The following is a 14,569-nucleotide window of genomic DNA, read 5'->3' as shown; positions in this document are numbered from 1 at the left end:
GGCGGTGAGAACTGCCATACCCGCGCACCGTGTTCACCGAGCTCCCACGATCTCCGGGTAATTCTTCAGTTCGATGTCGTTGGCGGCACTGTCGCTGTACTTCAGCATCAGCTTGAACGCCCATGAGCCCACGAACCAGTTGCGAAACTTGATCCCAACTGCGGTTTTCGGGGCCAGGAACGGGCCGGGGTTGGAACCGTCGCTCTTGCGCATGTAGCGCTTCAGGATCTCCTGATAGCGAGCGAAGGCCACCTCGTAATCGCCCCCCGCGGCAGCCAATTCACCGGCGAGCACATACGCGCCGACCACCGCCAGACCGGTTCCGAAGCCGGCGAGCGTATTTCCGTAACCCGCGTCGCCGATCAATGCCACGCGGCCCTTCACGAATTCGTCCATCTGCACATGGCTGATGGAATCCAGGTAGAAGGTGTCCAGATCCTGGAGTTCGGCCAGCATTTCGGGGACCTTCCAGCCCATCCCCGCGAATTTCTCTGTCACGATGCGCTTTTGCGCGGCGACGTCGTCGCGCGAGTATTCGAGTTCCGGCGACGCGAACATGTAGAGGTGCGGCGACTTCGGCCCGCCCTCGACGGCCAGGCGGCCGGGAGCGTTGTGCGCGTAGGCGAGTCCGCGAACCCGCGGGGCATCGGGGTCGACCGGGTCGTCGCCGGCGATGCAGTAGTACCACCCGCGGTGGTGCACATAGTCCCGCTCGGGACCGAAGGCCAGGCGTCGCACGCCGGAGTGGATGCCGTCCGCGCCGAAGACCAGGTCGAAGGTTCGCGTTGTGCCCGAGGCGAATTCGACGTGGACGCCGGCGGCGGTGTCGGCGAGGCCGGTGATGTGGTCGGCGAAGAGGTATTCGCAGTCGGCGGCGGTGTGGTCGTAGAAGACGCTCGCCAGGTCGCCGCGCTGGATCTCGAGGTCGCCGCCGGTGAAATCGCCCGAGATGAGCGCCAATTCGCGGTCGGCGGCGTCGACGAATCGCATGTCGGTGGTGCCGGTGCGGCGGGCCCTGATGTCGTCGAGGACGCCCATGCGGTCCAGCACGGTCAGGTGGGTCTGCCCCTTGAAGTCGATGGCCTGGCCGCCGGGGCGCAGCTTCGGGGCCTTCTCGACGACGGTGACGTGGAAGCCGTAGCGGTTGAGCCAGTAGGCCAGCGCGGGGCCGGCGACGCTCGCGCCGGAGATGAGGACGGTGGTGTTGCGCATTGCGGTGACTCCTTCACTTACTGCGTCTGTCAGACGCTATAATAAAAGCGTATGGTGGACGCAGTTTGAAGTCAAGCGCGATTCGGGAAGGATCAACGGCCATGGCGGCACCCACCACGACCGAACTGCTGTGGGGCACTCAGCAGCGACCCAAACGCGGGCCGAAACCCTCGCTCACGCTGGAACGCATCGTCGGCGAAGCGGTCGAACTCGCCGATGCCGAGGGGATCGCCAACCTGTCCATGGCCCGGCTGGCCGAACGGCTCGGCTGCGCGAAGATGGCGCTCTACCGGTATGTGCCGGGCAAGACCGAACTCAACGCGCTCATGCTCGACAGCGCCATGGGCGCACCGCCCGCCGCCGCGGCCGCGGAGCCCTGGCGCGATTACCTGCGCCGCTGGTCCGAGGTCTTCTTCCAGCGCGTCTTCGACCACCCGTGGGCGCTGGAACTGGCCATCGGCGCACGACCCATGGGGCCGAATGAAATGGCCTGGCTGGAAACGGCACTCGCCGCCATGGCCGACCTCGAACTGAACGCGGCCGAACGCTTCGACACGGTGGTGCTGCTACTCGGTCACACGCGCAGCCTGGTCCAGCAGGTCGGACCGGGCAAGGGCGAGGACGCCGAGGGCAAGCTGGAACGTGAGATGGGCACGGTGCTGGCCGAATACGGCGACCGGTTCCCGCATGTGCGGGCCACGCTGGCCGAAGCGCTGCAGACGCCGATCGGTCCGTCCGGGCGCGACAATGCCCTGCATTTCGGGATCGAACGCATCCTGGACGGCGTCGCCGCGCTCATCGCCGAGCGTTCCTAGCCCTGTCGCCGGCACACCGTCCGGCCTACAGTCGGAACATGTCCGAACTTCCCGAATTGCAGCAGGACGCGATCACCACGGTCCGCGAATTCTTCGCCGCACTGGAAATGAACGCCATCGACGAGGCCCTCGACCTCGCCGACCCCGGCATCGTCTGGAAGAACACCAGCCTGCCCGACATCCGCGGACTCGACCGCGTGCGCTGGGTCTTCAACGGATTGCGCGGCGACGCCTTCGGTTTCCGCATCGACATGCACCACATCGCCGCCGACGGCAAGGATGTGGTGCTCACCGAGCGCACCGACTACCTGCGCATCGGCCCCGTCGAAATCGGCTTCTGGGTGTGCGGCACCTTCGAACTCCGCGACGGCCGCATCACGGTGTGGCACGACCACTTCTCCTGGGAGAACTTCCTGCGCGGCACCGTGCTGGGCCTGGTCCGCGCCGTACTGCCCGGCAAGCGCTAGCTCCCGAGAGTGGGGGCTACCCCTTCAGGTGGGCCAGTTCGGCGCGCGCCTTCTCGCCCACTTCGCCGAAATCGGTGCGGGTGAAGAAGTTCCACCGCTCCAGCAGCGGGCGGAAGACGAGTTCGGGTTCGCGCGCGCTGTCGTAGATGCCGGCCTCGGCGAGGACCTCGTCGCTGGTGCGGCCGTCGGCCAGCTCCACCGAGGGGACCTGGAAGTCGGCGATGCGGTCGGCGATGGCGCGGGCGGCCTGATCGGGGGCGTGGTCGAGACCCGCGGCGACCAGGTTGGCGAAGAAGACGGCCTGCAGTTCGTCGTCGGCGGCGATGCGATCGGCGATGGCGGCGACGATCGGGTCATCGGCCACGGCGGCGGTATTGCGATGCCGGACCGCCGCGGCGGCCTCCTCGAAGGCGACGGTGGCGAGCACGTCGAGCAGATGCATGGCGGGACGGCGGAAGCCCTTGGTCATATGCGCCATGCGCATGCGTTCCAGCGCGACCGGATCCACCGCGCGCGTCACCATGAGGTAGTTGCGAATCAGGATCTCGTGCCGGTTCTCCTCGGCCGTCCAGCGGCCGACCCAGCGCCACCACGGCCCGGTACGCAGGTACTTGCCGACCTCGCGATGGTAGGCAGGCAGATTGTCGGCAATCAGCACGCTCACCGTCAGCGCCGCCTTGGACACCTCGCTCAGCGTGGATTGCCCTGGCTCCCAATCGGTTCCACCCAGGAACACGAAATTCCGCCCGTCATCCCACGGCACATAGTCGTGCGGCTGCCACTCCGCCGCCGCCTCCACATGCCGGACAAGGTTCTCCTCGACCACCGGCGCCAGCGATTCCAACAGCACCCGATCGGCCACAACGTTCTGCACGCCCACAACCTAGCGGCTATCCGGCAAACACGGGGACCCTACCCACGAATTCGGAAATGCTATAGCCCCCGCCACCCACCCCTGTGACCCGAACCAGAAACGGGGCCCGAAAGTTCCGGGCCCCGCATCAGAGTGGGGACTACTACTTCTCGGTGACGGTGATCTTGTTGTCGACCCAGGTGATGGTGCCGCCGGTGAAGTCGCTCTGCTTGCCGCCGGGGATGTCGAATTCGTCGGTGGTGGGGTAGCCGAGCTTGCCGGCGGGGCCGCCGTTCGCGTCCCAGGCCTTGGCGATCTCGCCCCAGACCACGTGGGTGCCCGCCGGGCTGTAGTAGATCGCGCCGCCGGCGAACTCCTGCACCTTGCCACCGCCGGGGGCATCCTGGTGCGGGCCGGTGGGATCGCCCAAAGGTCCTGTGACGCCGCCCAATTCGTTGTACTTGGCGAGGATCGCGCCTTCGACCTCCACCTCGCCGTCGCGAGTGGCGATCTTGGTTTCCGAGGCCTCGCCCGATTCGTGGTCATCGGCGTGTTCGGAGGTGGCCGGCATCGTGGTGGTCACGGTGGCCATGCCGGTATCGGATTTGCCGTCCTTGTCGTCCTTGCTGCAGCCCGCGGTGAACATGGTCACGATCGCGACCGCCGCGATGATGCCAGCCGTGCGTCGAGCGAAGTGGTGCATTTCCAATCCTCTCTCAGGCCGACACTCAGCAACCCTACGGCGAACTGGCAAAGAGTCGCCGGTACGGTGCAGAGCAGGTGTTTTGCGGAATATACCCGCAGACCTCAGAGGTGAAACGCACGCCGAAGAGTTGCCCGCCGTGTTGCGGCGTGCCGCAACCGGACACACCGAACGGCGGGCCGCACACACCGTGCGACCCGCCGCCGGACATCACCTACGCGTTGGGCCCGTACTCCTCGAGCATCTCGGTGACCAGCGCCGCGATCGGCGACCGCTCACTGCGCGTCAGGGTGACATGCGCGAACAGCGGATGCCCCTTCAGCTTCTCGATCACGGCGGCCACGCCGTCGTGGCGTCCGACCCGCAGGTTGTCACGCTGCGCCACATCGTGGGTGAGCACCACCCGCGACCCGCTGCCCAACCGCGACAGCACCGTGAGCAGCACATTGCGTTCCAGCGACTGCGCCTCGTCCACGATCACGAACGAATCGTGCAGCGACCGCCCGCGAATGTGGGTGAGCGGCAACACCTCCAGCATGCCGCGCGCCTGCACCTCCTCCATCACCTCGGGCGAGGCCAGCCCCTCCAGGGTGTCGAAGACGGCCTGCGCCCACGGCCCCATCTTCTCGCTCTCGCTACCCGGCAGGTAGCCCAGATCCTGGCCGCCGACCGCGTACAGCGGCCGGAACACCACGACCTTGCGATGGGAGCGCCGCTCCAGCACGGCTTCCAGGCCCGCCGTCAGCGCCAGCGCCGACTTGCCGGTGCCCGCCCGGCCGCCCAGCGACACGATGCCGATGCTCTCGTCGAGCAGCAGATCCAGCGCGATGCGCTGCTCGGCCGAACGCCCGTGCAGCCCGAAGGCCTCCCGGTCGCCGCGCACCAGCTGCACCCGCTTGTCCGGGGTGATCCGGGCCAGCGCGCTACCGCGCGGGCTCAGCATGCGAATTCCGGTGTGGCAGGGCAGATCCCGCGCCTCGTCCAGATCGATGACGGAGTCCGCGTAGAGCTTGTCCACCTGTTCGGAGGCCACCTCCAGCTCCACCATGCCGGTCCACCCGGAGGTGACGACATCCTGGGCGTGGTATTCGTCGGCGGCCAGACCGACCGCGCTCGCCTTGACGCGCAGCGGAATGTCCTTGGATACCAGGACCACCCTATTGCCCTCGGCCGCGATATTCAGCGCGCAGGCCAGAATGCGGGAATCGTTTGTGTCCGTGCGGAATCCGACCGGCAGCACATTCGGGTCGGTGTGGTTGAGCTCCACCTGGAGCGTGCCGCCCTCGGTGCCGACCGGGATCCGCTGGTCGAGCCGACCGTGTGCCAGACGCAGATCGTCCAGCATGCGCAATGCCTCGCGGGCGAACCAGCCGAGTTCGTGGTGGTGCCGTTTGGCCTCGAGTTCACTGATCACCACGAGCGGCAGCACCACGTGATGCTCACCGAAACGGGTCAGTGCCCAAGGATCCGACAGCAGTACCGAAGTGTCCACGACGAAGGTTTTCGGTCCGGTCGCATTGTCATTCCGCGAGGCGCGAGCTCCCGCTGTTGTGTGACGCGTGTGCTCGGTAGAGCGAGCGTCCCTGGTGGGAGCGTTTACGGAGCGTGCATCAGTCACGGTGGGCTCCTTTGCCACTCGCGCGGCACCGCGCAAGCGTTCTCGCTGGGCCGGTCGGCCTTGGGATCAAGCGATCCGAGGGCCGGGTGCCGGCCCCCTCGCACTGAGTTGCTCAGTCACGATCAGGACCTCCCGTACGAGCCACATCTCCGCGGCCCGCACCCCCGACGCTACCGCCGAATCGGCGATCCGGCTCCCCGACTGGCGGGCGCGTTGGTGAAGATCCCGTTAACGCCGAGGCTTCCCGGGCGTTTCACCGAGCTCCGCGAGCAAGGTCGGGAGATGGCTGTGCTGCTCGTCCCGCACGGCTGTGATCAGCGTCAACGGCCCCTCGGCGGCTTCGGCGCGCAACCGCCGCAACCCCTCCTGCTGTTCGGGCCCGGCGAGTTCGGCACGATAACGTTCCTCGAACTCGACACGCCGGGCGTCCGGGTCGGCGTGCATCCACTTGCGCAGTTCGTTGGAAGGCGTTACGTCCTTTGCCCATTCGTCGATATGTGCCGCGGTTTTGCTGACCCCGCGCGGCCACAGCCGATCGACGAGCACGCGGCGGCCGTCGGCCGCGTCGGGTGCGTCGTACACACGCTTGACCCGGTACCTCGAATGCTGTGCCATCCCTCCATTAGAGTCGAAGCCATGGCCGAAATTCAGGATCTGGAGTCGCTGCCCACCAAGGAACTGCACGACCGCGCCGTGAAACTGGCGGTTCGCCACGGCGACATCAAGTTCCTGTGGAATCTGCTCGAGTCCATCCCCGCCGCCGCGGCCGCCACCGGCGACCTGGGTGAGAGCGAGGCCGACATCAAGTACGTGCTGCCCATGCTGGACGACTACGTGCACGCCGGCGAGGGCGAGATCGGCGAGGTACTGCGCCCGATGTACATCGACTACCTGGTCAAACACTCCTGAGCCAGGCCATGACCACGTGATCGACGGGCGTCTCCGCGAAGGTGGCGCGCAGATCGTCGATGCTTGTGCCGGAACGGATTTCGAGCTCCGGGGCGTGCGGGCTCGCACGGACTTCGCCGACGACCGACGCTTTCGAGCCGAGCAGCAGTACGGTGGTTGTCATGCCGTCCTCCCATCCACCCACCGTGTGATCGCGGTCCGCGATGAACGCTGAACTTCCCGAGCTGATCGTCTATCGCCGACCGGGCTGCCCGTACTGCTCGCGCATGCGGCGCGTGCTCAACCGGCACGGCATCGTGCACCGCGAGGTGAACATCTGGGAGGCCCCGGAGGCCGCCGCCTTCGTCCGATCCGTCGCGAACGGCAACGAGACCGTGCCCACCGTGGTGCTGCGCGCCGGCTCCACCGAACGGAGCTGGGTGAACCCGCCTCCCAAGCAGCTGATCGCCACCGTGCGCGCCGACGCGACCGCCCTCACCGGCGGGCCGCGCCGATTCTGGTCCTGGTAGACGGGCAGATTCCGGACGGGAATGCCGTGCCGGCCCTCTTCGTTGGTTGATATGTCACCAAAACCCGGAATGGCTCGGGTAGGCGAGAGGAGTGGGTATGACCGCAACCGCACCGGTTCGACGCACGGTCGATCGCGTCCGAACCAAAACCCTGGGCGGGCCGACCGAGCAGGTCGACCGGAACGCCCTCGTCATCGCGCCGAACGAGGTGCACAACACCGACCCGTTCCTGCTCATGGCCGAGGACTGGTTCTCCACCCCCGGCTTCGAATGGCACCCGCACCGCGGACTGGAAACCGTGACCGTCGTCCTCGACGGGAAGCTCGAGCACGGGGACAGCCTCGGCCATGCCGGAGCGCTGGAACCCGGGGACATCCAGTGGATGACGGCGGGCAGCGGAATCATCCACCGAGAGTTGGCCTACCACAACGAATTCGCACACACCCTGCAGCTGTGGCTGAACCTGCCCGGCGACAAGCGCATGGTCGACACCCGATACCAGGACCTGCGGCGCGCCGAACAGGCCACCGTCGCATCACCCGGCGTCCTGGTGCGCGTCGTATCCGGCGACACTTCGGGCGTCCATGGAACAGCCGAAACCCATTGGCCGATAACCGGTCTCATGGTGACGCTGGAACCCGGCAGCAGCTACACGCCGGTCCTTCCGGCGCAGGACCGCACCTTCGCCTACGTGGTGGCGGGCGCGGCCACCATCGGCGGCACCGCCGTGGGTGACGGGCAGATCGCCTGGTCCGATCCGATGGGCGGGGACGAACCCAGCAGCCTGGATCTGCTGGCCACCGACCCCGAACAACCCACCACGCTGATGTTGTTCTCCGGCAAGCCGATTCGCGAACCGATCGTCTTCGGCGGTCCGTTCGTCATGGGCAGCCGAGCCGAGATCGAGCAGGCGTTCGCCGACTACCGACGTGGCAGGTTCGGCCAGGTCCCCCGCCTGGCGCGGCTGTGATGCGCACCCGACCGGCGCGGCGACGTCCGCCGCGCCGCGAGCCCCGTTCGCGCGGAAGGGGTTTCAGCCCGGAATCGCCGCGATCCCGCCGTCCGAGACCTCACGCAACCGCTTGCGTGCCAGGGGATCCCGGGCCTGCGGGTGGACCTGCCCCGGGCGAAGCCCGTGGTAGTACCGCCCTGTCGTACCTTCCAGCGCGGGATCGGCGATGAGACGCATCGTCGCGTCCGCGCCCTCGGCCACGGTGCTGAGCGGCGCGCCGCCCGCTTCCGCCACCATCGTCGTCGCCATGAACGTGGCCGGATGCAGGGCGTTCACGGTGATCCCCGTGCCCGACAGTTCCTCCGCGAGATCGAAACTCATCATGACCTGCGCCAGTTTGGCCCGCCGATAGGCACGGATGCCCTCATACCCGTGGTCGAGCAGCAGATCGTCGAAGTCGATCTCCTGCTGCCCGGCCGAGGCCACGTTCACCACCCGCGCGGGCGCGGCGGCCCGCAGCAGCGGCAGCAGTCGGCGGGTGAGCCGGTAGGGCGCGAGATGGTTGACCGCCCAGCGTAATTCGATACCGTCGGCGCTCAGCTCGCGTTCCGCGCCCGGTCGCCCGAAGCCGATTCCGGCATTGTTGACCAGCACATCCAATCGCCCTGTCCGCGAAGCGACTTCGACTGCCAGCCGATCCACCTCGGCCAACCGTGACAGATCCGCGAGCACGATCTCCGGTTCCGGCCCACCGGCCGCCACCACCCGCGCGGCACGCCGCCCGTCGCGCCCGTGCACGATGACCCGCGCGCCGGCGGCACCCAGCCGCACTGCCAGTTCCCTGCCCAAACCGTCGGTCGATCCGGTGATCAGCACCGTGCGGCCGGTCATTGCGTCGATCTTGCTGCCCGTCATGACATTTCCCTCGAACCGTCGATATCCCTCGCACAGTCGAATTCGCCGCGCCGGATATGCATTCCCGCCCGAGCCGGAAAACGAAACCCGCCGCTACCTTTCGATAGCGGCGGGCTCTATGTTCTTGCGGGACTTGCTCAGCCGAGCAGGTTCCAGTCCTCCAGGCCCTCGTACAGCGGGAACGCCTGGGCCAGCTTGGACACCCGCTGACGCAGCGAGTCCAGGTCGGCGGAGCCGGTGAGGGCGGCGGCGATGATGTCGGCGACCTCGGTGAACTCGGTGTCGCCGAAGCCACGGGTGGCCAGCGCCGGAGTGCCGATGCGCAGGCCGGAGGTGACCATCGGCGGACGCGGGTCGAACGGAACCGCGTTGCGGTTCACCGTGATTCCGATTTCGTGCAGCAGATCCTCGCCCTGCTGGCCGTCGAGCTGCGAGTTGCGCAGGTCCACCAGCACCAGGTGCACGTCGGTGCCGCCGGTGAGCACGGTGATGCCCTTGGCCTGGGCGTCGGCCTGGGTCAGGCGGTCGGCGATGATCTTCGCGCCGGACAGGGTGCGCTGCTGACGCTCGGCGAACTCCGGGGTGCCGGCGATCTTGAAGGCCACGGCCTTGGCGGCGATGGCGTGCATGAGCGGGCCGCCCTGCTGCCCGGGGAACACCGCCGAGTTCAGCTTCTTGGCGAACCCCTGCTGGGCCAGGATCACACCGGAACGCGGACCGCCCAGCGTCTTGTGCACGGTGGAGGACACGACATGCGCGTGCGGCACCGGGGACGGGTGCAGGCCCGCCGCGACCAGACCGGCGAAGTGCGCCATATCGACCCACAGGTACGCGCCGACCTCGTCGGCGATCTCCCGGAAGGCGGCGAAATCCAGGTGCCGCGGGTACGCGGACCAACCGGCCACGATCACCTTCGGGCGGGTGTCACGGGCGATCTTGCGGACCTCGTCCATATCGACGCGGTGGTCTTCCTTGGACACGCCGTAGGCGTGCACCTCGTACAGCTTGCCCGAGAAGTTCAGGCGCATGCCGTGGGTGAGGTGGCCGCCGTGCGCGAGATCGAGACCCAGCAGCTTCTCGCCCGGGTTCATCAGCGCCATCAGCACCGCGGCATTGGCCTGCGCACCCGAATGCGGCTGCACATTGGCGTACTCCGAGCCGAAGAGCTCGTTGACGCGGGCGCGCGCGAGATCCTCGACCACGTCGACGTTCTCGCAGCCGCCGTAGTACCGACGGCCCGGGTAGCCCTCGGCGTACTTGTTGGTGAGCACCGAACCCTGCGCCTGCAGCACCGCGCGCGGCACGAAGTTCTCCGAGGCGATCATCTCGAGGGTGTCGCGCTGGCGGGCAAGTTCTCCTGCCATTGCTTCCGCGACCTCGGGATCGAGTTCGGCGAGGGACTGGCTGTTGACAGAAGCGCTCGTCTGGGTCACGCCGCCGAGTTTATTGGTCGCGTTCGGCGCGTCGTTCGAGGGGTTCTGTGTGTCGGCAGCTTCGTGCTGTGGCATCGCAACCTCCGTGCTCCGGGTGCCCCTGTGTCAGGGTTCGCTCTGCACCCAGGCGCGCGGTGCAGAACATCGGTGCTTCCCGGTGGTTGCTTCCACCTCGAGTGCGCCAGTCGCGGTACCGCCATACTAACCGGCCCGTCCCGGCCGGATCGCATGACCTGCACCGACGATCACCTGCGACGGATCGCGCCCGGGGTGAGCGGTTCGTCGAGCAGGCGACGGAACCGCTCGGCACGGTCGTCGGCGTCGGCGGCTTCGTCGAGCCAGCCGCCGAGCAGGCGGTAGCCCTCGACATAGGTGGAGATGTAGGCGCGCCACAGCGGCGAGGAGAGGAAGCGCAGGGACTGGCGGGCGCGTTCGGGGGTGACCAGGCTCCAGCGCTGCAGGAATTCGGCGACCTCGTCGTGGCTGCGATGGCGGTCGTGCAGCAGCAGCGCGGCGTCCTGGCGCACGCCCAGCAGATTCGCCGACGCCTTCGAAACGCGTTCGGCGCGTTCACCGTCGAAGCGCAGGCCGAGATCGGCGTAGATCTCCTGCGCCCAGACGCCCCAGCCGGGGCCGACGATGGACTTCAGCGCCAGATCCGCCAGGCCCTCGGCCATCAGGCACTGCGGGGTGTTCACCACGAACAGCGTCTGCTCGTCCTGCCCCGCCGCGACCAGCCCGGCCTCCTTGCGGCAGTGCTCGGTGTGATGGCCCGGGTAGGACTCGTGCGCGATCAGATGCGGCAGCTGCGACATGTGCTGCTTGAGATCGGAGTTGATGGCCACCTTGGACTTGAAATTGCCCAGGTAGTAGTTGAATCCGGACCACGGCTTGTCGCCGACCACCTCGTATTCCACGAACTCGTGATCGGGCAGCGGATAGCGTTCGCGCACCAGCTCGCGCAGTGCGCCGGAAAACGCCGCCACGCACTCCTGCAACCGCTCCGGCGGAATCTCGTCGGCGCGACGGTGCGCGGTGATGCGATCGAAGATCGGGCCGTCGCCGGGCAGCGCCTCGTCCAGCTGCCGGTGCGCCTCGCGGTAATCCTCCTCGTCGCCGGGCGCGATATCCACGTCGAAGTAGGCGCGCACCTCGTCCACGAATCCGATGTCCTCGCCCGCGAACTTGCGGCCCGAGCATTCGAGCGCCTGCAGATGCGCGTCCAGGAATTCGGTCCGCTCGCTGCTCAATCCGGCCTCGGGCAGTTCCTTGCGCAGTGCGGCGGCCTTGTGCGCGAGGTCCCGCGGTTCCGGTGCGGGCGCGTTCTCCACCTCGCGGCGCAGCGCCGGGTCGCCGGTATAGGCGTCGACGAACCCCTCCTCCAGCCGATCGAAAGCCAATCCGAGCCGCAGATATTCGGTGACAAGTGGATGCACGGTGTTATTTTGCCCTCCGCTTCGCTCCGGGCGGGTTCGCGGCCCTGGAGTCTCGAGGGTGGTCCATATCACCCTGGTTACTCGCGAGTAGGTACACCTGGTGTTCACCGCGATGTTGAGGCCGAGCACAATTCGGCTGTGGCACGGATGAGCGAGCCGAGTCCCTATGTGGAGTTCGACCGGAAGCAGTGGCGCACGCTGCGCAAGTCGACCCCCCTGGTACTCACCGAGGAAGAACTGATCGGCCTGCGCGGTTTGGGTGAGCAGATCGACCTCGAAGAAGTCGCCGAGGTGTATCTGCCACTGGCACGACTGATCCACCTGCAGGTCGCCGCGCGGCAGCGGCTGTTCGCCGCCACCGCGACCTTCCTCGGGGAAACCCATCCGGATCGGCAGGTGCCGTTCGTGATCGGCGTCGCCGGGTCGGTGGCCGTGGGCAAATCCACCACCGCGCGCGTGCTGCAGGCGCTGCTGGCGCGCTGGGATCACCATCCGCGCGTGGATCTGGTGACCACCGACGGATTCCTGTACCCCACAGCCGAACTCACCCGGCGCGGCATCATGCACCGCAAGGGCTTCCCGGAGTCCTACGACCGCCGCAAACTGCTGCGCTTCGTCACCGAGGTGAAATCCGGTGCGCCCGAGGTGTGCGCGCCGGTCTACTCACACATCGCCTACGACATCGTGCCGGGCCAGTTCCACTGCGTGCGCCAGCCCGACATCCTCATCGTCGAGGGCCTCAACGTGCTGCAGACCGGACCGCGCCTGATGGTGTCGGACCTGTTCGACTTCTCCATCTACGTCGACGCCCGCATCGAGGACATCGAGAACTGGTACGTGCAGCGGTTCCTGGCGCTGCGCAAAACCTCCTTCGCCAACCCGGATTCGCACTTCCACCACTACGCGCGGTTCAACGACTCGGAGGCCATCAGCGCGGCCAAGGAGATCTGGAACAACACCAACCGCCCCAACCTGGTGGACAACATCCTGCCCACCCGGCCGCGCGCGACCCTGGTGCTGCGCAAGGATTCCGACCACACCATCAACCGGCTGCGGCTGCGCAAACTCTGACGCGGGCTCAGAGCTTCCAGGCAGCATCCAGGCGGGCGGCCACGTCGATATTCGTGGCGGCCTGGATATTCGGCTTACATATCTCCTCCGCGATGTAGCGGGACACGAAACGACGTATTTCGTGATCCACGCTCGCGATAATGCGCAGGAGTTCGCCGCGGCGGGACGCGCTCGCCACATTGATGCGCACATTGCTGGGCTGCGGTTCCGCGATTTCGATGAGCACCCGCAGCGGTTCTGCCGTTCGGACAGTGAGATTCAGGTGAATGGTGCCGTCCACATGGAACGGATACCTGTCCACCGACAGGTCGATGAGCAGGTCCACGTCCAGCGGGATCACCAGCTCGAACGAAATGTTCTCGCCCGGCTCCCGGTTCAGCCGGGGCTGTTCCAGGCGCACCGCGGCGGAGAGTTTCGCGAGCTTCCCCGGGCCCGCGCCGAGGGGGCCGAATTCGAATGCCTCACCGGTGAGTTTCTCGAAGGCTCCGGCTATTCGATCCGGGGACGCCGCGTATTCGAGGAACCTGCGGCCGAAATCCTCGTAGCTGATGTACGACTCGGCGACTTCGGCCCGCACAGCAGGACTTTCGAACCCCTCGCGTAGCTCGCTCATGCACTCCGACGGTACGGCAGCGACAGCGCCGCGAACACCGAAAGCCGTTGCTCTGCAACACAACCGTTGATCGGCCGTGTCCTTGTTTACGAGGCGGGGAAAATCAGACGCCGAAGCGGCGGTGCCGGGCGGCGTAATCACGCAGCGCCCGCAGGAAATCCACACGCCGGAACTCCGGCCAGTAGGCTTCGGTGAACCAGATCTCCGAATACGCGCTCTGCCACAGCAGGAATCCGGACAGGCGCTGCTCCCCCGAGGTCCGGATGACCAGGTCCGGATCGGGCTGACCGGAGGTGTAGAGGTGCTGGCCGATGGCGTCCACGGTGATGGACTGCACCAGATCCTCGCCGTGCTCGCCCGCCTCGATCTCCTGGCGCATGAGCGAGCGCACCGCGTCGGCGATCTCCTGCCGGCCGCCGTAGCCGATGGCCACGTTCACGTGCACGCCGGTGCGGCCGCGGGTGCTCTCGGCGGCCACGCGCAGGCGCTTGGCGACCAGTTCGGGCAGCTGGTCGAGCGCGCCGACGATGCGGACGCTCCAATCCTGTTCCGGCGCGGACAGTTCGTCGACGACATCGGTGATCACTTCGAACAGCGTCTCGAGCTCGTCGGGATCACGCCGCAGGTTCTCGGTGGAGAGCAGGTAGAGGGTGACCATCTCGATCCCGGCCTCGCCGCACCAGCCGACCAGTTCGGCGATCTTGAGCGCACCCACCCGGTGCCCGTGACTCAGATCGGTGAAGCCGTTCTCCTTGGCCCAGCGGCGATTGCCGTCACACATCACCGCCACGTGACGGGGATGCTGTTTGCCGGCCAATTGCTTCGACAACCGGGCTTCGTAGATGCGATACGGGAGTCCACGCACCTGACTCGCAAGCTTCACGATCGCCAACCCTACGCCGGGGAAACCATCCCCGTGGTGACCGGGACAGTACCGCCTCCCCGAACCTTCAGCGCCCGGCTGAGAGCCGCCCACCGCCCCACACGCGTGGCGGCGGTTGGGAGCCGACCCGATTCTGGACGTACCCGACGAGTTACCCGGACCGAACGAAATCAGTTGTCG

The 14,569-nt window shown here is 67.1% G+C and carries 17 protein-coding genes and 1 riboswitch; of the genes, 6 read left to right on the top strand and 11 right to left on the bottom strand.

Features of this window, described 5'->3' with window-relative positions; genetic code table 11:
• Positions 1-33 precede the first annotated feature (33 nt).
• Complete coding sequence (locus JK358_RS16645) at positions 34-1,212, bottom strand: FAD-dependent monooxygenase (RefSeq protein ID WP_201948612.1); 1,179 nt, start codon at positions 1,210-1,212, stop codon at positions 34-36.
• Between the two features lie 101 nt (positions 1,213-1,313).
• Between JK358_RS16645 and JK358_RS16640 the strand changes: the two genes are divergently transcribed.
• The gene (locus JK358_RS16640) at positions 1,314-2,027 is read left to right on the top strand and encodes a TetR/AcrR family transcriptional regulator (protein WP_201948611.1); all 714 of its coding nucleotides are present in this window, start codon (positions 1,314-1,316) and stop codon (positions 2,025-2,027) included.
• 38 nt (positions 2,028-2,065) lie between these two features.
• Entirely contained in the window at positions 2,066-2,494 is a 429-nt protein-coding gene (locus JK358_RS16635) for a limonene-1,2-epoxide hydrolase family protein (protein WP_201948610.1), read from the top strand.
• A gap of 16 nt (positions 2,495-2,510) precedes the next feature.
• Here the strand turns inward: JK358_RS16635 and JK358_RS16630 are convergent, their stop codons facing one another.
• From JK358_RS16630 to JK358_RS16615, 4 genes are all read right to left on the bottom strand, one after another.
• Positions 2,511-3,368: an acyl-ACP desaturase gene (locus JK358_RS16630; protein ID WP_307817563.1), complete on the bottom strand. Its 858-nt coding sequence runs from the start codon at positions 3,366-3,368 to the stop codon at positions 2,511-2,513.
• A gap of 142 nt (positions 3,369-3,510) precedes the next feature.
• Positions 3,511-4,050 carry an LGFP repeat-containing protein gene (locus JK358_RS16625; RefSeq protein WP_201948609.1) on the bottom strand — a complete coding sequence of 180 codons (540 nt, stop codon included), beginning with the start codon at positions 4,048-4,050 and terminating at the stop codon, positions 3,511-3,513.
• Between the two features lie 214 nt (positions 4,051-4,264).
• The gene (phoH2, locus tag JK358_RS16620) at positions 4,265-5,542 is read right to left on the bottom strand and encodes an RNA 5'-3' helicase PhoH2 (protein ID WP_201948608.1); all 1,278 of its coding nucleotides are present in this window, start codon (positions 5,540-5,542) and stop codon (positions 4,265-4,267) included.
• A gap of 354 nt (positions 5,543-5,896) precedes the next feature.
• A complete protein-coding gene (locus JK358_RS16615) occupies positions 5,897-6,283 on the bottom strand; it encodes a DUF488 domain-containing protein (protein ID WP_201948607.1) in 387 nt (128 codons plus the stop codon).
• A gap of 21 nt (positions 6,284-6,304) precedes the next feature.
• On the opposite strand from JK358_RS16615, the gene JK358_RS16610 reads away from it, so the two are divergent.
• On the top strand, positions 6,305-6,577 hold the full coding sequence (locus JK358_RS16610) for a hypothetical protein (protein ID WP_201948606.1): 273 nt from the start codon (positions 6,305-6,307) through the stop codon (positions 6,575-6,577).
• Here the strand turns inward: JK358_RS16610 and JK358_RS16605 are convergent.
• Positions 6,564-6,740 carry a hypothetical protein gene (locus tag JK358_RS16605; RefSeq protein ID WP_201948605.1) on the bottom strand — a complete coding sequence of 59 codons (177 nt, stop codon included), beginning with the start codon at positions 6,738-6,740 and terminating at the stop codon, positions 6,564-6,566. The genes JK358_RS16610 and JK358_RS16605 overlap by 14 nt on opposite strands.
• Positions 6,741-6,780: 40 nt before the next feature.
• Between JK358_RS16605 and JK358_RS16600 the strand changes: the two genes are divergently transcribed.
• Both JK358_RS16600 and JK358_RS16595 read left to right on the top strand, forming a co-directional pair.
• The gene (locus JK358_RS16600) at positions 6,781-7,086 is read left to right on the top strand and encodes a glutaredoxin domain-containing protein (protein ID WP_201948604.1); all 306 of its coding nucleotides are present in this window, start codon (positions 6,781-6,783) and stop codon (positions 7,084-7,086) included.
• Between the two features lie 97 nt (positions 7,087-7,183).
• Positions 7,184-8,056, top strand: coding sequence for a pirin family protein (locus tag JK358_RS16595; protein WP_201948603.1), 873 nt, complete (start codon positions 7,184-7,186; stop codon positions 8,054-8,056).
• 63 nt (positions 8,057-8,119) lie between these two features.
• Here the strand turns inward: JK358_RS16595 and JK358_RS16590 are convergent, their stop codons facing one another.
• The 3 genes from JK358_RS16590 to JK358_RS16580 form a co-directional block, all read right to left on the bottom strand.
• The gene (locus JK358_RS16590; protein WP_232851402.1) at positions 8,120-8,953 is read right to left on the bottom strand and encodes an SDR family NAD(P)-dependent oxidoreductase; all 834 of its coding nucleotides are present in this window, start codon (positions 8,951-8,953) and stop codon (positions 8,120-8,122) included.
• 137 nt (positions 8,954-9,090) lie between these two features.
• On the bottom strand, positions 9,091-10,386 hold the full coding sequence (gene glyA, locus JK358_RS16585) for a serine hydroxymethyltransferase (RefSeq protein ID WP_307817561.1): 1,296 nt from the start codon (positions 10,384-10,386) through the stop codon (positions 9,091-9,093).
• 114 nt (positions 10,387-10,500) lie between these two features.
• A riboswitch (ZMP/ZTP riboswitch) is annotated at positions 10,501-10,585 on the bottom strand.
• A gap of 46 nt (positions 10,586-10,631) precedes the next feature.
• Positions 10,632-11,822 carry a DUF885 domain-containing protein gene (locus tag JK358_RS16580; RefSeq protein WP_201948601.1) on the bottom strand — a complete coding sequence of 397 codons (1,191 nt, stop codon included), beginning with the start codon at positions 11,820-11,822 and terminating at the stop codon, positions 10,632-10,634.
• A gap of 138 nt (positions 11,823-11,960) precedes the next feature.
• Between JK358_RS16580 and coaA the strand changes: the two genes are divergently transcribed.
• Complete coding sequence (gene coaA, locus JK358_RS16575; protein WP_201948600.1) at positions 11,961-12,893, top strand: type I pantothenate kinase; 933 nt, start codon at positions 11,961-11,963, stop codon at positions 12,891-12,893.
• Between the two features lie 7 nt (positions 12,894-12,900).
• On the opposite strand, the gene JK358_RS16570 is transcribed toward coaA, so the two are convergent.
• Positions 12,901-13,506, bottom strand: a complete 606-nt coding sequence (locus JK358_RS16570) for a hypothetical protein (RefSeq protein WP_201948599.1) — start codon at positions 13,504-13,506, stop codon at positions 12,901-12,903.
• A gap of 103 nt (positions 13,507-13,609) precedes the next feature.
• Positions 13,610-14,398 carry an isoprenyl transferase gene (locus tag JK358_RS16565; protein WP_232851401.1) on the bottom strand — a complete coding sequence of 263 codons (789 nt, stop codon included), beginning with the start codon at positions 14,396-14,398 and terminating at the stop codon, positions 13,610-13,612.
• Between the last annotated feature and the right edge of the window lie 171 nt (positions 14,399-14,569).

The organism is Nocardia acididurans (genome assembly GCF_016741815.1).
Taxonomy (GTDB): domain Bacteria; phylum Actinomycetota; class Actinomycetes; order Mycobacteriales; family Mycobacteriaceae; genus Nocardia; species Nocardia acididurans.
Note: the sequence above shows the minus strand (reverse complement) of the source record. Positions and strands in the feature narration are given on the sequence as shown.